This window comes from Paraniabella aurantiaca, assembly GCF_050309965.1.
In the GTDB taxonomy this organism is placed as follows: Bacteria; Bacteroidota; Bacteroidia; order Chitinophagales; family Chitinophagaceae; genus Niabella.
Genome location: NZ_JBLOSY010000001.1, coordinates 3,272,893 through 3,290,362, shown reverse-complemented (window position 1 = coordinate 3,290,362; position 17,470 = coordinate 3,272,893). Strand labels below are relative to the sequence as shown.

The 17,470-nt window shown below is 41.7% G+C and carries 18 protein-coding genes; 8 read left to right on the top strand and 10 right to left on the bottom strand.

Annotated features, from left to right (window positions below):
• Positions 1-84 precede the first annotated feature (84 nt).
• Together aroQ and ACLOAU_RS14300 are read right to left on the bottom strand one after the other, a co-directional pair.
• Positions 85-507 carry a type II 3-dehydroquinate dehydratase gene (gene aroQ, locus ACLOAU_RS14305; RefSeq protein WP_427862553.1) on the bottom strand — a complete coding sequence of 141 codons (423 nt, stop codon included), beginning with the start codon at positions 505-507 and terminating at the stop codon, positions 85-87.
• Between the two features lie 87 nt (positions 508-594).
• Positions 595-1,515: an AraC family transcriptional regulator gene (locus ACLOAU_RS14300; protein WP_427862552.1), complete on the bottom strand. Its 921-nt coding sequence runs from the start codon at positions 1,513-1,515 to the stop codon at positions 595-597.
• A gap of 166 nt (positions 1,516-1,681) precedes the next feature.
• Between ACLOAU_RS14300 and ACLOAU_RS14295 the strand changes: the two genes are divergently transcribed.
• Both ACLOAU_RS14295 and ACLOAU_RS14290 read left to right on the top strand, forming a co-directional pair.
• Complete coding sequence (locus ACLOAU_RS14295; RefSeq protein WP_427862551.1) at positions 1,682-3,217, top strand: aldehyde dehydrogenase family protein; 1,536 nt, start codon at positions 1,682-1,684, stop codon at positions 3,215-3,217.
• 70 nt (positions 3,218-3,287) lie between these two features.
• The gene (locus ACLOAU_RS14290; RefSeq protein ID WP_427862550.1) at positions 3,288-3,659 is read left to right on the top strand and encodes a DUF779 domain-containing protein; all 372 of its coding nucleotides are present in this window, start codon (positions 3,288-3,290) and stop codon (positions 3,657-3,659) included.
• On the opposite strand, the gene ACLOAU_RS14285 is transcribed toward ACLOAU_RS14290, so the two are convergent.
• Positions 3,656-4,090 carry a hypothetical protein gene (locus ACLOAU_RS14285; protein WP_427862549.1) on the bottom strand — a complete coding sequence of 145 codons (435 nt, stop codon included), beginning with the start codon at positions 4,088-4,090 and terminating at the stop codon, positions 3,656-3,658. The genes ACLOAU_RS14290 and ACLOAU_RS14285 overlap by 4 nt on opposite strands.
• Positions 4,091-4,128: 38 nt before the next feature.
• Here ACLOAU_RS14285 and recN point away from each other — a divergent pair, with 38 nt between their 5' ends.
• The 5 genes from recN to ACLOAU_RS14260 all read left to right on the top strand — a co-directional run bounded on the left by recN (position 4,129) and on the right by ACLOAU_RS14260 (position 9,415).
• The gene (gene recN / locus ACLOAU_RS14280; protein WP_427862548.1) at positions 4,129-5,784 is read left to right on the top strand and encodes a DNA repair protein RecN; all 1,656 of its coding nucleotides are present in this window, start codon (positions 4,129-4,131) and stop codon (positions 5,782-5,784) included.
• A gap of 11 nt (positions 5,785-5,795) precedes the next feature.
• Entirely contained in the window at positions 5,796-6,011 is a 216-nt protein-coding gene (locus ACLOAU_RS14275) for a hypothetical protein (protein WP_427862547.1), read from the top strand.
• A gap of 20 nt (positions 6,012-6,031) precedes the next feature.
• The gene (locus ACLOAU_RS14270; protein ID WP_427862546.1) at positions 6,032-6,871 is read left to right on the top strand and encodes a phosphatase PAP2 family protein; all 840 of its coding nucleotides are present in this window, start codon (positions 6,032-6,034) and stop codon (positions 6,869-6,871) included.
• Positions 6,872-7,010: 139 nt separating this feature from the next.
• Positions 7,011-7,841, top strand: coding sequence for an enoyl-ACP reductase FabI (locus ACLOAU_RS14265; protein WP_427862545.1), 831 nt, complete (start codon positions 7,011-7,013; stop codon positions 7,839-7,841).
• Positions 7,842-7,858: 17 nt separating this feature from the next.
• The gene (locus tag ACLOAU_RS14260) at positions 7,859-9,415 is read left to right on the top strand and encodes a fibronectin type III domain-containing protein (protein WP_427862544.1); all 1,557 of its coding nucleotides are present in this window, start codon (positions 7,859-7,861) and stop codon (positions 9,413-9,415) included.
• A gap of 104 nt (positions 9,416-9,519) precedes the next feature.
• On the opposite strand, the gene ACLOAU_RS14255 is transcribed toward ACLOAU_RS14260, so the two are convergent.
• The 7 genes from ACLOAU_RS14255 to ACLOAU_RS14225 all read right to left on the bottom strand — a co-directional run bounded on the left by ACLOAU_RS14255 (position 9,520) and on the right by ACLOAU_RS14225 (position 14,929).
• The gene (locus ACLOAU_RS14255; RefSeq protein WP_427862543.1) at positions 9,520-9,654 is read right to left on the bottom strand and encodes a hypothetical protein; all 135 of its coding nucleotides are present in this window, start codon (positions 9,652-9,654) and stop codon (positions 9,520-9,522) included.
• 192 nt (positions 9,655-9,846) lie between these two features.
• Positions 9,847-10,680 (bottom strand): amidohydrolase family protein, encoded by an 834-nt coding sequence (locus ACLOAU_RS14250; RefSeq protein ID WP_427862542.1) that lies wholly within the window; start codon positions 10,678-10,680, stop codon positions 9,847-9,849.
• Between the two features lie 82 nt (positions 10,681-10,762).
• Positions 10,763-11,617, bottom strand: a complete 855-nt coding sequence (locus tag ACLOAU_RS14245) for a fumarylacetoacetate hydrolase family protein (protein ID WP_427862541.1) — start codon at positions 11,615-11,617, stop codon at positions 10,763-10,765.
• 8 nt (positions 11,618-11,625) lie between these two features.
• Positions 11,626-12,213 carry a hypothetical protein gene (locus ACLOAU_RS14240; protein WP_427862540.1) on the bottom strand — a complete coding sequence of 196 codons (588 nt, stop codon included), beginning with the start codon at positions 12,211-12,213 and terminating at the stop codon, positions 11,626-11,628.
• Between the two features lie 5 nt (positions 12,214-12,218).
• Positions 12,219-12,983 carry an SDR family NAD(P)-dependent oxidoreductase gene (locus ACLOAU_RS14235; protein ID WP_427862539.1) on the bottom strand — a complete coding sequence of 255 codons (765 nt, stop codon included), beginning with the start codon at positions 12,981-12,983 and terminating at the stop codon, positions 12,219-12,221.
• Positions 12,984-13,125: 142 nt separating this feature from the next.
• Entirely contained in the window at positions 13,126-14,298 is a 1,173-nt protein-coding gene (gene dnaJ, locus ACLOAU_RS14230) for a molecular chaperone DnaJ (RefSeq protein WP_427862538.1), read from the bottom strand.
• Between the two features lie 79 nt (positions 14,299-14,377).
• Positions 14,378-14,929 carry a nucleotide exchange factor GrpE gene (locus ACLOAU_RS14225; protein ID WP_427862537.1) on the bottom strand — a complete coding sequence of 184 codons (552 nt, stop codon included), beginning with the start codon at positions 14,927-14,929 and terminating at the stop codon, positions 14,378-14,380.
• A 156-nt stretch (positions 14,930-15,085) separates the two neighbouring features.
• Here ACLOAU_RS14225 and ACLOAU_RS14220 point away from each other — a divergent pair, with 156 nt between their 5' ends.
• Complete coding sequence (locus tag ACLOAU_RS14220; RefSeq protein ID WP_427862536.1) at positions 15,086-17,470, top strand: hypothetical protein; 2,385 nt, start codon at positions 15,086-15,088, stop codon at positions 17,468-17,470.

Sequence of the window (17,470 nt, the reverse complement as noted above, 5' to 3'; positions counted from 1 at the left end):
TTGCTATACATACTTTTTCAACTGATTTTGCAAACAGGGATACTCAACGCTTGGTTTTTACTGTATGCTATCAACCGTATACCGTCAACTCTTATTAATAAAATACTCTATAGCCAGCCTGTACCCATCCAGGCCCAGGCCACAAATAGTACCTGCTGCCTTGGCACTCACGTGAGATAATTTTCTAAATTCCTCTCTCGCATGCACATTACTGATATGTACTTCCACCACCGGTGCTTTAATCGCCGCTACACAATCGCCTATGGCAACCGAAGTGTGTGTATAAGCGGCCGGATTTAATACGATACCATCGGCCTCATTCCCGAATTGTTGAAGCGCGTTTACCAACTCACCTTCCACATTGCTTTGAAAATATTCTAGTATTATATTGGGAAAGCGGGTTTTCAATATTTCTAAAAATGAATCAAATCCCTGTGAACCGTAGATACCAGGCTCCCTCTGTCCCAACAGGTTTAAATTAGGGCCATTTATTATTGCGATCTTCATCTAAAAGTTGTTTGTTTATTTATGAAACGTACAGGCTAATATATACTAATTGTTCGAAGTATATAAAAATGAAAAAAACAAAATGGGTTATAGCCGCACAGACTGGTAGGCACCAGGTGTAATGCCTTCGGTTTTCTTAAAAAGGCGCACAAAATAATTGACATCGTTAAAACCACATTGTAAACTCACTTCGCCAATACTGCTGTTTTTGTCAGTCAGCAATTGTTTCGCCAGACGAATACGTTCCTGATTGATGTACTCTAACGGTGTTATCCCTAATTGTTCTTTAAACCATTTAAAAAAATGGTTTCTCCCGAGATAAGCTTTCCGGCTTAATAGGTCCACCGATATCCTTGAACTCAAATGTTGTTGAATATAGTTAAGCACATAGTTCAACCGACTGCTATTTGAATGAGACAGGCTTTCAGCTGAAGCCATTTTTAGGTTCTGACTCTGCATCAGGCGTATCAATAATTCTTTGAGGTTCAGGTCTGCATATACATTTTTAGCTAAATCATCACCGCAACAAATACGTATCAGCTTATTCAATGATGATGCGATTTCATTATTATTTTGAAAATGATAATGGTCAAATGTAAGCTTCCACGAGCTGGCCTCAGTACTGCTATTGTAATGATGATTTAAGTACTGAACGGTTTCGGCAACATAGTTTCCATCCAATGTCAGGGCAATGCACTGGCTGGGATTCAGCTCCGAGGCTTCGGGGAAATCGATCAGCATTTTCTCTCTTGCATTGGCAATGACGGTTTCTCCGGGTAAATAATCAAATGAAGGTTTATTGGGTAAATGCATTACTTTTTTGCCGGCGATCATACTGGTGATCACCACGTCGTTAAAAGCAAGCGGCACCTGGTAAGCGGTTTCATATGACTCAAAAATATTGAGTTCACAGCCATTCAGATTATAGATACGCCTGTTCTCAACAAGTGTTTGCAACTTATTTTGTTGTGTAAAAGCGATTTTATTTAATGATGTACCGTTGGGCATAAAGCAATCCTTGGTGTTAAGTTAAGACATTTTATCGCTTTCAAACCATAAAAAAAATCTAAATTCTGTAGGTACGATTGTGCTATAAATAAATACGATTATTATCCTCAGTTGATCATAATAATTGAAACTTAGAGCATTGTTTAACGATAAAAATTCTTGAAATATGAGCACTTCAACCGCCGCAGCGCCTGCGGCATCCAACCTGGCCTCCCGGCCCCAATTTAAAGATCGCTATGAACACTATATCGGTGGCGAATGGGTAGCACCGAGCAGTGGTGAATATTTCGACAATATCTCTCCTATTGATGGCAAAGTGTTTACACAGGCAGCGCGCGGCAATGCAGAAGACATTAACAAAGCAATTGAAGCAGCACAGGAAGCTTTTAAAACCTGGAGCAAAACCGGTGCCGGTACCCGGAGTAATATTTTATTAAAAATCGCGCAGACTATTGAGGATAACCTTGAATACCTGGCAACCGTAGAAACCATAGACAATGGTAAGGCCATCCGTGAAACACGCGCAGCCGATTTGCCGCTGGTGGTAGATCACTTCCGCTATTTTGCGGGCGTCATCCGAAGTGAGGAGGGAACGATCAGCGAACACGACGAAACTACCGTGAGCATCAACCTGCATGAGCCTATTGGCGTGGTCGGACAAATTATTCCCTGGAATTTTCCTTTACTGATGGGCGCCTGGAAAATAGCCCCGGCATTGGCGGCTGGCTGTTGCGTGGTGGTGAAACCTGCGGAGCAAACCCCTACCAGTATCATGTGTTTGATGGAATTGATTGGCGACTTATTACCCAAGGGCGTGCTTAATATTGTTACGGGCTTTGGCGTAGAGGCCGGAAAACCTTTAGCTCAATCACCCCGTGTGCAAAAAGTGGCCTTTACCGGTGAAACCACTACAGGCCGGCTGATCATGCAGTATGCATCTGAAAACTTAATTCCTATTACGATGGAACTAGGGGGCAAAAGCCCTAACATCTTCTTCGAATCGGTAGCAGACGCCGATGATGAGTTTTTCGACAAGGCGATCGAAGGAGCCGTTATGTTCGCGCTCAACCAGGGCGAAGTATGTACCTGTCCCAGCCGTATCCTCGTTCATGAAAATATTTATGAGAAATTCATGAATCGCGTGGTACAGAGAACCAAAGCCATTAAACTGGGAAATCCCCTGGACGGCTCAACCATGATGGGCGCCCAGGCTTCCGAAGATCAATACAATAAAATTCTCAGTTACCTTGATATCGGTAAACAGGAAGGCGCCATTGCTTTAACCGGCGGGGAAGCATTCCATCAAAACAGCGGACTGGAACATGGGTATTATATTCAGCCGACCATCTTTAAGGGTCATAATAAAATGCGTATTTTCCAGGAAGAAATTTTTGGACCGGTTACCTGCGTTACCACTTTTAAAACCACAGAAGAAGCGATAGCCATTGCTAATGATACGTTGTACGGATTAGGCGCCGGTGTCTGGACCAGGGATGCGCATGAATTATACCAGGTACCACGTGCAATACAGGCAGGGCGGGTTTGGGTAAACTGTTATCATGCTTATCCTGCTCATGCTCCTTTCGGAGGTTACAAAAAATCAGGCTTTGGCAGAGAAACACATAAAATGATGCTCAATCACTATCGCCAAACCAAGAACATGTTGATATCTTACTCTAAACAGAAGTTAGGTTTCTTTTAAAATACAATTAGAGGTTCGGAGGCCGTGCTGCCCGGGGCGGTACGGCCATTTTTTCTTTAAAATATTACTCATGACTCCAAGGGTTTTAATTACTCCGGAAGCAGAAGCTATAGTTGAAAAACTGAGGGCACAACACGGCCCTTTGATCTTTCATCAGAGCGGTGGCTGCTGCGATGGCAGCCAGCCGATGTGTTTTGCTGCAGATGATTTCAAAATAGGCAATATTGATATTTGTATGGGCGAAGTAGCCGGTTGTAAATTTTACATGGCTGCCGATCAGTTCGAATACTGGAAACACACCCAGCTAACATTAGATATAACCAAAGGTCGGGGCAGCAGCTTTTCACTCGAAATACCCCTGGGTTTACGTTTTATGATACGCTCCAGAATTTTCACGGAAGCCGAGCTACAGGAACTGGCCCAACAGGAAACCACTTTCTAACGCCTCCGCACCCCTAAAAATAGCGCCGGTTTTAAAAAACCTATCATATCCCAAAACCAACGATTACTATCGTGCGCACTATCGCCACAATCTATATGACAGGCGTTTAAAGAGAATTTCCTAAAGATCTTCAGATCGGCAACCTTTCTTAACTGCAACAGCATTTTGTAGGCATACGCATGCCCGAGCACTTCCATAATCAAGGAATTTAGCGGTACTTTTAGTTGCACCCCAAAATGCTGCTCATGCAAATCAAGCACCTGTTGACAAAGCTTTTCTACGTTACCAAAGCTGGCTTTCATGGCCTCCATCAACTCGTAATTGCAGACCAGGTGAACCGAATATTCCTTCAGATTTACTTTAATATAATGTCCATTAATATCAACCCGGGTATCCAATAACAAATAATTAAGACGACTAAAATACAGCATCCTGTTTGGGAAATGTGCTTATCCATTAAATTTGCCCTGTGCTGCAACATTTATCTATACAGAATTACGCGATTATCGATGCGCTGGAAATTGATTTTTCCCGCGGCATGAATATTATTACCGGGGAAACAGGTGCGGGAAAGTCGATCATTATCGGAGCTTTAAACCTTATACTTGGTGAACGCGCCGACATTTCCTCTTTAGTAAATAAAGAAAAAAAATGTGTGATCGAGGGGCATTTCCAGGCGGAAGCCAACGAACTGGTAAAACATTTTTTGAATAAAAACGACCTGGATGACCCAACCCAGCTTCTAGTAAGGCGGGAAATCGCGCCCAATGGCAAAAGCAGGGCGTTTATCAATGATACGCCTGTAAATCTTTCTCAACTACAAAGTTTAAGTGAGTTATTGGTGGATTTACACCAGCAATTTGATACCCTATCCATTGGAGACAATAATTTCCAGGTAAACGTGGTAGATGCATTGGCCGATACGCATGAGCTGTTGGCGGATTATAAAAAATCCTTCCGGCTTTGGAAACAAACAGAGAAAGACCTGGCGCTGTTACAGCAGCAGCAACTCCAGTTTGAAAAAGAAAGCGACTATAACCGCTTTCAGTATGATGAACTGGCGACTCTGAATTTGAAAGAAAATGAGCTGGAAACTATTGAAGCCGAACTCAAAATGCTTTCCAATGCAGAAGGCATAAAAAATACATTGAACCGCGTTTGCGGTGAGTTGGCTGAAGGTGAACAACCTATTACGCAACAGCTGAAAAGTCTTTCCAATTTATTGAATAATTATACCGGCTTTCATAAAGATCTGCCGGAGATCAATAGCAGGCTTCAAAGTGCTCAGATAGAACTGAGTGATATTGCGGATGAACTCGAGCGTTTGAATGATCATATCAATTATGACGCGGAAAAGATCGAAGAGCTGAATGAACGCATGTCAGCCGGTTATAAGTTGCAGAAAAAACATGGGGTTCAGTCTACCAATGAATTATTAACTATTCAAAAGCAACTGGAAGAAAAGCTGGATGCGGTTCTAAATATCGCCGAAAATATAGCCTCACTTGAGGCCCAGGTGGCCAGTCATCAAAAGAAAGTATTACTGCTTGGCGAAAAAATATCGCAGGCCCGCAAAAAGCAGGTACCTGGTTTTGAGAAAAGTGTGAATCAATCATTGATACAGGTGGGCATGCCTAACGCCCGGCTACAGGTTTCCTTAACACCACAGTCACCGGTGAATAATGGCATTGATGCTATCGAGTTTTTATTTGATGCCAACAAAAGCGGGCAGTTTAAGCCGGTAAACAAAGTGGCCAGTGGAGGAGAGTTAAGCCGGCTGATGCTTTGCGTAAAAAGCCTGGTAGCTGAAAAAATGGATTTACCTACGTTGATATTCGATGAAATAGATAGTGGCATTTCGGGCGAAGCTGCCAAACAGGTAGGCATTATCATGAAAACGCTGGCAGCCAACAGGCAGGTGATTTGCATTACACACCAGCCACAGATTGCAGGAAAGGCCGATGCCCATTTCTTTGTTTATAAAGAGCTGTCTGGAGAAAAAGTAAAAACCAATATCAGGCAATTGGGCACCGACGAGCGCATTACAGCAATTGCCCGGATGTTAAGTGGAGAAAAGCCAACAGCCGCTGCACTGGAAAATGCGAGGGAGATGGTTCAAAATTAAAATCTTCTCAAATGGCAGGATTAAAGCTTACGCTAATTTTATGCGTTATACCCATTATGCTGATCGGCGGCATTTATACCTACCGTTTTCTAAACAATAAACTCACATCCAGCTCAAGTACTTTTGGCCTGATATTTTATGCCCTTGCTTTATTTTGCGCTATGGCAGCTATATATGGTGGAGGCCTGACTGCAATAGCCTTGCTTTACGATTATCTTTCGATATAATATACCTCTAAATTACAAACGTGATTTGTTTAATACGGTTCCTCTTAAGCTGCTCCCTATCTACATTCCTTTCCGTTGGAAGTTCGCCTGTACATGCCCAAACATCAGCACAAGACAGTTTAAGCCAACAACAATATATCGTGAAAGACAGCCTGCAACCGGCCCGTCTGCCACCGGAGAAATTAAATAAAGATTTTGTTGTAACCGGGATAAAAGACGGCGTAGCCATTGCTGCGAGCCCTTTACGCTGGCAAAAAAAAGACTGGTTAAAATTCTCTGCTTTAGCTGGCGGTGTGGGTGGCCTTATGCTCCTGGATAAAGAGATTAAAAGTATATTCCAGCACAATCAGAATAACTTTACCAGTAGTGTAGCCCCTGGAGTAGAGCCCATCGGCAATATCTATGGGCTGTTCGTTTTTCCCGCCATGTACGTTACGGGTCTGGCGATAAAAAACCCACATGTTGAAAGTATCGGATTGAGGGGTAGCAAGGCTATGGCCATTTCATCTATTATCTGTTTTGCCGGTAAAAACCTGATCAGAAGACAAAGGCCAGATGCAGCTACAACACCTTTTAATTATGCACCACCATTTTCAAAAGTTAAATACAGCTCTTTTCCATCTGCGCATTCAAGCATAGCTTTTACACTGGCTACGGCGTTTGCCATGGAGTTTCCAGACAAAAAATGGGTAGCCCCAGTGGCCTATTCTATTGCTTCCTTAACCGCATTATCCCGTGTGTATAATAACCGCCATTGGGCAAGTGATATAATAGTGGGTGCGGCCCTGGGGCATTTTGTAACCAAAGCAGTGTATAACAGGGGGCAAAAAAAGAATCGCCCGGCTAAAACCTTCATGTAATTCATGCATATTATTAAGCATGGTTATTGTAACTATAAAGCAGAACCCCTTGTTCTCCATTTTACCAGCTTACAGAACCGTTCTTTATATTACTTACAAATCAAAAATCATTCTTACATTTACCCTCTAATTTTTATCTATGGCTTATAATCTTTTAAAAGGAAAGAAGGGAATTATATTTGGTGCGCTGGATGAGAAATCCATTGCCTGGAAAACAGCCCAAAAATGCTACGCAGAAGGAGCAGAAATTGTATTAACTAATGCACCGGTAGCGCTTCGTATGGGTGCTATTAACCAACTGGCCGCAGAATGTGGTAATGCACCGGTTATTGGCGCCGATGTTACTAACCTGGATGACTTAAAGAACCTGATCGAAAAATCGATGGAACATTTTGGCGGAAAGATCGACTTCATTCTTCACTCTGTAGGCATGGGCCTTAACGTACGTAAAGGCAAACATTATACAGAAATGAATTATGAATGGAATCAAAAAACCTTCGATATTTCCTCAATAAGCCTGCATAAAGTTTTAAGAACAGCCTGGGAACTAGATGCTTTAAGCGAGCATGCCAGCGTTATTGCACTTACTTATATTGCTGCTCAACGTGTATTTCCTGATTATAACGAAATGGCTGACGCGAAAGCACTGCTGGAAAGTGTAACCAGGATGTTTGGCTATTACTACGGAGAAAAAAATAAAGTAAGGGTGAATACCATTTCCCAGTCTCCTACCCCAACTACGGCAGGTAGTGGTGTTAAAGGCTTTGACAGCTTTATTAACTATGCTGAAAAAATGAGCCCCTTAGGCAATGCACCTGCAGAGGCTTGTGCCGATTATATTGCGGTAATGTTCAGCGACCTGACCAAATATGTGACGATGCAGAATCTCTTCCATGATGGTGGCTTTAGCTTTACCGGCGTTACACCTAAAGTGCTGGAAGCAATGGGCGGCGGAGAGCAGAGTGAATAAGAATAAACTCCGGGATTGTGAACTTATTATCAAAATTGCTTATTGTAGTTTTTGCAGTACACTTGTTTTCGTGTAACAAAACTAAAGATACCATTCTGGAAAAGAAATATACGAGTTTGGATTCTTTGTCGGTTGATATCATTAAGCCATCGAACTTAGAAAATACAAATCCTGATAGTTCATTAATATTTGAAGCTCAATTAACGGGCAAATATGTGACAGACTACAATGGCTTAAAAACAGTTTGGAGAAGCGATAAAGACGGAGTATTAGCAGAAGGTAAAATAGCATCTGAAAGGATTTTTGGAAAGTTTCGTTTATCGAAAAACATTCACGAAATAACTCTGTCAATTTACAATGAGCTTGATTCTGTAATTGAAGCAAAAATCAAAATATACAATCTTATTAACTTATATAACATTGAAAAATCTGCCAACTCCAATGTTTTAAGATGGACATCTTGTAATGATTTAAATTTTGAGTCGTTTAAAGTTTACAGAAGTGAAACTGAAACTTTTTATGATAGTGAGCTTTTGTACACGACATTAAGTAGAAGTGATACCACTTTTGCTGACACCAGCATTTTTTTAGGTAGAAAATACTACTATAAAGTTAGTGTAAATCTTGGAGGCAAGGAGAGCATCACCTTAGATAGCGAAACCAGATCTATTGTTGCTGGAATATTCATAACTGTCGATTATCCAATAGCCAAAATCATAGTGGATAAAAGAAGAAAGTATGCTTACGGCCTTGTACGGCCTAAAACTTTATATGATCAAAACAATAATGGTTATGGTATTGCATTCATTAACCTGGAAAAAAGAACTATAGAGCGAAAGACAAATGTATATTTTTTTGACTTCGACATTGATCCTTCCGGAGATTTTCTCTATGCTTGCACTGGCACTAATACAATTTATAAAATTAATTTAAATACCCAGGCAACAGCTGATATCTTCAATATCAATTCCTGGGTTCACAAAATTGAAATTGGCAATAACAATCGGATGTATTTTCACTTAACACCACCTACAAGCGGAGGAACGCGATTTGGAATATATGATTTGGTTAATAAAAAAGAGCTCACGTTCCTTTCAACATCAACAGACTTCTATAATAGCTACTATAGTGGAGATTTTGAATTGAGTGACGATAATATTATCTATCATTCTGAAAGTGGAATTACTAACGCCAAGGTAACCAAACTGGGAACAACTAATGACATTTTTAGTATTCTTAAACAAACCGTTGGAACAGGATACAGTAGCTCTATTTATTATGTCAACCAAAGATTGTTTTGTGGACCAAGTGTTTTTGATCGGGATTTAAACTTACTAGGAAAATTTATAAATGATAAGAATGAGGTTACAATCGAAGCCGTTTCGCCTGATGGAAGCCGGGCTTTTGGCTGGGGTAGGATATATAATACCACGACCTTTCTTCCCACACGAATAGTTCCAGCGTACTATGATATTGGCGCTTTCTCAGATAACAATACATTGATATTATCGAAAAGCGAAAACCCATTTTCATACAAAGATTTTACAACGAACATATACTTCTACTCCTTCTAAAAATACCAGATAGATACAACATTGTACGATATCAATTGCAGCTCATCTACCTTAGGATCTACTTCTACTATATCATCTTCAAAATTGACTTTAATACGCCATTTCTAAAGCGTAGCCGCACCTATTATAGCTTCTTCGCTTAGGTTAGGTACCACTAAAAACTCATCCGACAACAAGACATCGTTGATGTAAAAGTCTAGCCTCACAGCATACTTCACTTCAATAAAAAAGGGCTTCACTTGCTGTAGCTAACTTCCTGACGCGTCCCAGTGGCTCTAATACTGCCATGTCCTCAATATTATCAGGGTTCACACAGGACAAAGTAGCCCCGCCGTCAAATAAAGTATACAAATGCTTCTCCCCTTTTGAGCCTGCATAAAGCAATGGAAATTTTAAAATAGAGATAGGTTTTGTTTCTACAAAGAAACGAGTTATAAATTGTAAAACTTTGCAGCATTTCCTCCATAAAAAGCAGCTTTTTCGTTTTCAGAGAAGGATGTAAAATAAGCATCTACAACCTCCTTCATCTTTTTATATGAACCTGCTACCAAACAAACAGGCCAGTCACTTCCATACATAATGCGTTTAGCACCAAAAGCCTCCACCACCGTATCCAGGTAAGGAGTAAAGTCCTGCGACTTCCATTTTGTCCAATCAGCCTCGGTAACCATCCCACTGATCTTACAATACACATTGGGTAACTCAGCAATTGCCTGCATGTCCTGCTTCCAGCCGTCCACTGTTCCTGCTTTTATATAGGGCTTTGCAATATGGTCTATTACAAAGCGCTGATCGGGAAAAGCGGCTGCCAGCTTGCGGGCATATTTTAGCTGGTCGGGGAATATCAGGATATCATAAGTATAATTGTACTTATGTAAGAGACTGATCCCATTCATGAATTTCTTTCTCAGCATCAATGCCCTGTCTTTTTCCCCCTGCAATACATGACGAAATCCTTTGAGCTTTTTATAGTAGCTATAATGCGCCAGCTTATCTTCTATGTTTTTAGCCTGGAGATCAACCCATCCCACCACGCCTTTCACAAAATCATTTTGTATGGCATTGGTAAGCTGAAAAAGATTCTCCACCTCAGACTGATCACTTTGTACTACCACACAACCATCCAAACCATTATCCACTAACACAGGCCTCAGGTCTTTCGGCAAAAAATCCCTTTGTATTTTTTTCATAGAGTCATCGATCCAGCTATCTCTTACCGGATCAAATACCCAAAAATGCTGGTGTGCGTCTATTCGCAAAGCCATAACTATTTAATTTAATCAACTAAAAACAACAAAAGGACGGTTGACTTACCCAGTCAACCGTCCTCTGTCAGATCTGTAAATATTATTTACTCCATGCCACGCAGGTTTGGCTTGATGTTCCCAGGCCATCAATACCTAATTCAATTACGTCACCTGGTTTTAAGTAGATAGAAGGATTAAAGCCCATACCCACGCCGGCCGGAGTTCCTGTAGATATTACATCTCCGGGTAACAGTGTCATAAACTGGCTTACATAAGAAATAACATGAGGCAATTTAAAAATGAAATTTGCAGTAGTGCCGTCCTGCATGGTTTGACCATTTACTTTTAACCAAAGACGCAGGTTGTCCGGATCAGCGATCTCATCTTTAGTAGCCAGAAACGGGCCTAAAGGGGCAAAAGTATCGCAACCCTTACCCTTATCCCAGGTACCGCCCCGCTCTAACTGGAAAGCGCGCTCACTCACATCATTGTGCAATACATAACCGGCAACATAGTCCATTGCTTCCCCCTCTTCTACATAGCTGGCTTTTTTACCAATCACAATCGCCAGCTCAACTTCCCAGTCTGTTTTTAATGAGTCCCTTGGTATCACAATATTATCGTTCGGACCAGATAAAGAAGTGGATGATTTCATAAAGATCACAGGCTCTGTGGGAACAGTAGCCCCGGTTTCTTTGGCATGATCGGCATAGTTTAAACCAATGCACAATATCTTGGAAGGACGTGCCACCGGGCTATCTAAACGCTCTTCGTTGCTGATCTTTCCCAGGCTGTCTTTATTATCCTGTATATACTTAGCTAAACGAGCCAGACCGTCAGTTTCAAAAAATTGTTCATTGTAGTCCTCTCCAAAACCAGAGGTATCATACTTCACATCGTCTATAATAACTCCGGTTTTAATACTGCCGGGTTGGCCGTAACGTATTAGTTTCATTTTGTAATTTAAAATTTATAGTTTGTAGTTTCTAATTTAGAAAATGGTATGTTTGATAGCCGGTTAGCCTGCTGACTTTTCGGGGACAGGCTATTATCGATGGTATGTGACTCAACGCTTTGGGCTACAGTTCCCCATCCGCGACCGTTACAAATAGGTTTATGTTCCAGGCTTTCTTCTAATATAGCGGCGTATCCATAAGCATTCACCTTAACGAGGCTATGGGCCAGTTGATTATAAAGTTTTCTTCGTGTACTTAGGTCGGTGCCCAGTAAAAAAGAAACAAAAGAATTATAAGACTTAAAGCTTAGTGTCAACGGATCAGGCCAACCATATATATCGATAACTTTTTGCACAAATTCAAAACCGGCCTGCTGGATTAAGGAACTACTTTTTTTCAAACTATCAAAGAATGTTTTAGAAGCTCCATTCAAAAGCCCCTCTGTGTAAGCGCTACTATTTCCGCACCGATGTGCATGCAAACTGTCGAGTAAGTACAGAAGCTGGTCTCTTTTACCTATATCCTGCTTTACAGCGGCCTGGGAAAATGCACCGAGCTGAAGTAAAACGAGCGCTATAATAAAAGAGCCTTTCATTTAATCTAATTGTTTAGCTTGATAAACCCGCCGTCAATAGGATAATCGCTGCCTGTTATAAATGATGCTTCATCGCTGCAGAGGTATAAAATAAGCGCTGCAATCTCTTCAGGCTTTGCCATGCGGCCGATTGGCTGGGTTTGAGAAAGCTTCTCAAACATTTCGGCCTCTTTACCAGGGTAATTTTTAGCGAGGAATCCGTCTACAAATGGCGTGTGCACACGGGCCGGTGAAATACAATTACAACGGATATTATCTTTTACGTAATCTTTAGCCGTTGATAAAGTCATCGCCAACACAGCCCCCTTACTCATGCTGTAAGCAAACCGGTCCGGAATGCCCACGCTGGAAGCAATAGATGCCAGGTTCACAATAACCCCTCCGCCATTTTGTTTCAGCAAGGGAATGCCCGCATATAAGCTATTATAAACGCCCTTCACATTTACAGCAAAAACCCGGTCGAAGTCCTCAGCACTTGTCGTTTCCACTTTGCCGATATGCGAAACACCGGCACTATTCACGAGGATATCAAAAGGGCCTACGGATGTATAGGCAGATAACACTTCTTCCTGGTTGGCCACATTAACAGGCAAAACGGAGGCCTTACCACCAGCAGCTTCAATTTCCTGAGCAGTTACAGCAGCAGCTTCTTTATTAAGATCGGCTACAAACACGTGCGCGCCGGCTTTACCAAATACAAGGCAAACTGCTTTCCCAATACCGCTTCCGCCACCGGTGACAATTGCCTTCTTATTATCTAACTTAAACATTGATTGATTTTTTAAATGGGCAACAATATACTACTTAATTGCTTATCGTTTATTTGAGCTGGCTAAATCGTTTTCACCACCCATGCAAAATAAAATGGGCCCGCACAAAGTACGGACCCATTTTGAGAAAAAGATGGAAATATTAACTAAACAAATCTTTTATTTTATCGAAAAAGCCTTTTTCTGTTTTTTCAGGCTGCGGCTTTAAATTTGGAGAATCTGAAAGTCCTTCCAACGCTGCCTTTTCTTCGTCGCTAAGGTTTTGGGGCGTCCATACACTTACATGAATTAACTGGTCGCCTTTTTCATAGTTGGAATGCACATTCGGAAATCCTTTGCCTTTCAACCTGAAGATCTTACCACTTTGCGTACCCGCTGGTATTTTTATCTTGGCCCTTCCGTCAATAGTGGGCACTTCTGCATTAGTTCCAAACACAGCATCGGTAAACGATACATAAAGCTCATAAACCACATTTAATCCCTCCCGCTGCAATTCGGCATGTGTTTCCTCTTCAATTAAAACAATCAGGTCTCCGGCCGCGCCACCACGCTCACCGGCATTGCCCCGGCCTCCAATACTTAACTGCATACCGGCCTGCACACCTGGTGGTACATCAATCGTGATCGTTTCTTCACCGTATACTCTTCCTGCTCCTTTACAATTTGGACATTTGGATGTAATGGTTGTTCCTTCTCCGTTGCAATCAGGACAGGTTGTTACGGTTTGCATCTGGCCCAGGAAAGTATTTTGTACTTTTCTCACCTGGCCACTACCCTGGCAGGTACGGCAGGTTTGAACACTACCCTTGTCTTTAGCACCATCGCCACCGCAGGTATTACAGGAAGTATATTTTTTTACTTTGATATTTTTAGTAACGCCTTTCGCTATTTCTTCATAATTCAGTTTCAGCTTTACACGAAGATTGCTACCCCGTACACCACGTACCCTGGCACCGCCACCTCTTGCGCGCCCACCGCCGCCAAAGAAACTTCCAAAAATATCATCACCGAAAACATCACCAAACTGGCTGAATATGTCTTCCATATTCATACCACCGCCCCCACCAAAACCGCCGCCGCGACCTGCACCACTCAAACCTGCATGTCCAAACCGGTCGTACTGCGCCTTTTTCTCTGCATCACTCAGCACTTCATAAGCTTCAGCCGCCTCTTTGAACTTCTCCTCGGCGGCTTTATCTCCCGGATTTCTGTCGGGGTGAAATTGCATCGCTACCTTACGATAAGCCTTTTTTATTTCCTCCGCAGTTGCTGTTTTGGACACGCCTAATATCTCGTAAAAATCTCTTTTTGACATCTAATATTTTTTGAAAAAATTCAATTTGAAAACCTGAAAAATCATAGGCGGCAATCAATTCCTCCTTCAAACTTTCAAATTACTTACCAACCACTACTTTAGCGTGACGAATAATCTTGTCGTTCAGGTAATATCCCTTGCTTATTTCATCTACAATCTTACCTTGTAATCCTTCTGCAGGAGCAGGTATTTCCGTAATAGCTTCATGTAATTCGGGATCGAAAGCAACACCTTTTGCTTCCATAGCCTTTAAGCCTTTAGACTGTAAAATATTTTTCAGCTTATTAAAGATCAGACTAACCCCCTGCTTTAAATGGGCATCACTCGACTCTTCCACTTCCTTTGATGCACGATCTACATCATCTAACACGTCTAATAAATCTGTAATAATATCTTTTCCAGCGGTTTGAAATAGTTCAATACGCTCTTTTGCGGTTCTTTTGCGAAAATTGTCAAACTCGGCAGCAAGGCGAAGATATTTATCCTTGCTCTCATTCAATTCAGCCTCTAAAGCGTTCAATTGGGATTCTTCAACGGGGTCATTAAGATGTTCAGTTCCGCTTACATTTTCGTCAGCATTAATGTTTAAACCATCCTGCTCTGTAAAATTATCATTGTTTTGATTCATCATATTCAAATTTGTTGGCAAAACTAAGCATGACAATAATATTGCCAATGAAAAAAAGTGGACAAAATGTCGGTTAAACCATAAAAAACCTGCATCAAAAATAAACTTCCTGCATTTTTTATAGTCATTTACTTTATTTTCATGTACTTATTTATCTGTATGAAAAAAATCCTGCTTTCTCTACTGCTTTTGGCAACAACCTGTTCATTAACCTATGCGCAAACCATTGAAACTAAGCTTGCTGCCTGGGCAAAAACTAATCCGGTTGAAAAGCTCTACCTGCACCTGGATCGAGAGAGTTACTTTGCCGGGCAAACTATTTGGCTAAAAGGCTATTTTATGGCCGGGCTGATCCCCTCCGGCCAAAGCTCATCTTTGTATGTTGAACTCGTCAACAGCGAGAACGATATCATTTTAAGGAACATTTTTCCTGTTTATTACGGAACAACTATCGGAGGGCAAATAGATATCCCCGAAAACCTGGTGGCAGGCACTTACCAGATAAGGGCCTACTCGCCGGTAATGCTTAACCAGCCCGGTTTTATATTTCATAAACGGGTTTCTATATGGGGCAAGGAAGATAAAAAGAAAAATAATGATATACCTGGAAGTAAATCCCAGTTACTTTTCTTTCCTGAAGGTGGCAACCTGGTTAAAGGCCTGTTGAATATTGTAGCCTTGAAAGCCGTCGATAAGTACGGCATGCCGTTATCGATCGAAGGTGAAATTAAAAGTGAAACGGGCGAAGTAGTAACCAGCTTTAAGAGCCAGCACGACGGCATGGGTAGTTTTCCCATTATTCCCCTGCCGGGAGGCAGTTATTTCGCAACATTAAAAGGCACTGAAGAGAAATACCCGCTACCACAGTCTACTGATAAGGGTATCGCATTCAGTGTAAGAAATACGGCAAAAGGCAAGCAGTTCCGGATTCAATACAATAGCACGGACGAGGCCTTCAAACCCGCCTACCTGGTAGGACAAATGGAAAATCAGGTTTTGTTCAAGCACCCGATTAACGGAGACAAAAAAGAAATAACGGGTGTTATTCCCACTACAGACTTCTTCTCTGGTATTCTACAGCTAACCGTATTTAATAAAGACGAAATGCCACTGGCCGAACGCCTGACTTTTATTAACAATAAAGACTACGTTTTGCCGGCAACGTTAAAAGTTGATACTTTAAATGCTGAAGCACGTAAAAGAAACAGGTTTTCAATTGCTCTTTCAGATACTATTATAGGCAATTTCTCAGTATCGGTAACAGATGCCGATAGTGAGATTGAACCTTTCAGATCACAAAATATTTATTCCTGGTTTCTGCTTAACAGCGATTTACGTGGGTATATTCATAATCCCGCCTACTACTTCAATAACCAATCTGATTCCACCCAGGCAGCTTTAGACCTGGTAATGATGACTAACGGCTGGACCCGGTTCAAATGGACGGATGTAGCTCAAAATAAATTGCCACCAGCCAAATATAAGGATCCCGGATATATTACACTAAGTGGCCAGATTTTACTGGAAGGCACTAAAAAACCGCTCGCCAACAGGGACGTTATTATGATGCGTTCAGCTGTAGATACTACAGTTGGTAAACGTGGCGCTACCACTTTACTACAAACTGACTCTACAGGCCATTTCAAACTGGACTCTTTGTTCTTTACAGACAAAAACAAAATACTCTTTTCTGAGGTAAGGGGTAATAAGAGCAAGTTCATTCGTGTAAAACTGGATGCAGACTCGCTGAACCGGAAATTTGGCGTTGAACCAATACCAATGCCCCAGGATAGTAGTGCTGTTTTAAAGAACAACGCTATTGTAAATGCTTACGATGAATATATAAAAGCCCAGGGCCTGGTATTGGAAAATGTAGTTGTAAAAGCGAGGCAAAAAACAGAAGTGGAAAAACTGGACGAGCAGTATGCCAGTGGCTTATTTTCGGGAGGCATTAACAGCCGAACCATTGACCTGAGAAATGAAGTTTTCGGAGGTGATATTTTCCAGTACCTGCAGGGACGTGTGGCGGGCCTTACCGTTAGCGGCACTCCGGGCAATTATGTTTTGAATTATCGCGGTGGCGGGTTGGGCGGCGGCAATGTGGCATTATTCCTGGATGAGATGCCGACTGACGCCATGATGATCGAAGGTATACCTGTTGCAGAACTGGCATTTATTAAGCTGATGCCTAATACTGTAGCAACGGCCGGCGGAGGCACAGCGCTCGCTATCTACCGCAAAAAAGGTGCTGACCTCAGTGCGGCAATGGAATCGCCTACCGATATTGTTAATTATAATGGTTATACCATTATGAAAGAGTTCTATAACCCCGACTACGACAAACAACCAGATAACAGTAAAGCTGATAAAAGGATGACATTGAACTGGAATCCCGCAATTTTTTTAGCAGAAGTAAACCCAAATATCCCGGTTATATTTTACAATAATGATCAAACCAAACGCTTTAAAATAGTTGCGGAAGGTGTTACCAATGACGGGCGCATGCTCATGATAGAGAAGATCATTGAGCCAGGGGGCAATTAA

What these genes read in the sequence shown, in the direction of transcription:
- aroQ (WP_427862553.1), bottom strand. Translation starts at nt 507, where the DNA reads ATGAAGATCGCAATAATAAATGGCCCTAATTTAAACCTGTTGGGACAG.
- ACLOAU_RS14300 (WP_427862552.1), bottom strand. Translation starts at nt 1,515, where the DNA reads ATGCCCAACGGTACATCATTAAATAAAATCGCTTTTACACAACAAAAT.
- ACLOAU_RS14295 (WP_427862551.1), top strand. Translation starts at nt 1,682, where the DNA reads ATGAGCACTTCAACCGCCGCAGCGCCTGCGGCATCCAACCTGGCCTCC.
- ACLOAU_RS14290 (WP_427862550.1), top strand. Translation starts at nt 3,288, where the DNA reads ATGACTCCAAGGGTTTTAATTACTCCGGAAGCAGAAGCTATAGTTGAA.
- ACLOAU_RS14285 (WP_427862549.1), bottom strand. Translation starts at nt 4,090, where the DNA reads ATGCTGTATTTTAGTCGTCTTAATTATTTGTTATTGGATACCCGGGTT.
- ACLOAU_RS14275 (WP_427862547.1), top strand. Translation starts at nt 5,796, where the DNA reads ATGGCAGGATTAAAGCTTACGCTAATTTTATGCGTTATACCCATTATG.
- ACLOAU_RS14265 (WP_427862545.1), top strand. Translation starts at nt 7,011, where the DNA reads ATGGCTTATAATCTTTTAAAAGGAAAGAAGGGAATTATATTTGGTGCG.
- ACLOAU_RS14250 (WP_427862542.1), bottom strand. Translation starts at nt 10,680, where the DNA reads ATGGCTTTGCGAATAGACGCACACCAGCATTTTTGGGTATTTGATCCG.
- ACLOAU_RS14245 (WP_427862541.1), bottom strand. Translation starts at nt 11,617, where the DNA reads ATGAAACTAATACGTTACGGCCAACCCGGCAGTATTAAAACCGGAGTT.
- ACLOAU_RS14240 (WP_427862540.1), bottom strand. Translation starts at nt 12,213, where the DNA reads ATGAAAGGCTCTTTTATTATAGCGCTCGTTTTACTTCAGCTCGGTGCA.
- ACLOAU_RS14235 (WP_427862539.1), bottom strand. Translation starts at nt 12,983, where the DNA reads ATGTTTAAGTTAGATAATAAGAAGGCAATTGTCACCGGTGGCGGAAGC.
- dnaJ (WP_427862538.1), bottom strand. Translation starts at nt 14,298, where the DNA reads ATGTCAAAAAGAGATTTTTACGAGATATTAGGCGTGTCCAAAACAGCA.
- ACLOAU_RS14225 (WP_427862537.1), bottom strand. Translation starts at nt 14,929, where the DNA reads ATGATGAATCAAAACAATGATAATTTTACAGAGCAGGATGGTTTAAAC.
- ACLOAU_RS14220 (WP_427862536.1), top strand. Translation starts at nt 15,086, where the DNA reads ATGAAAAAAATCCTGCTTTCTCTACTGCTTTTGGCAACAACCTGTTCA.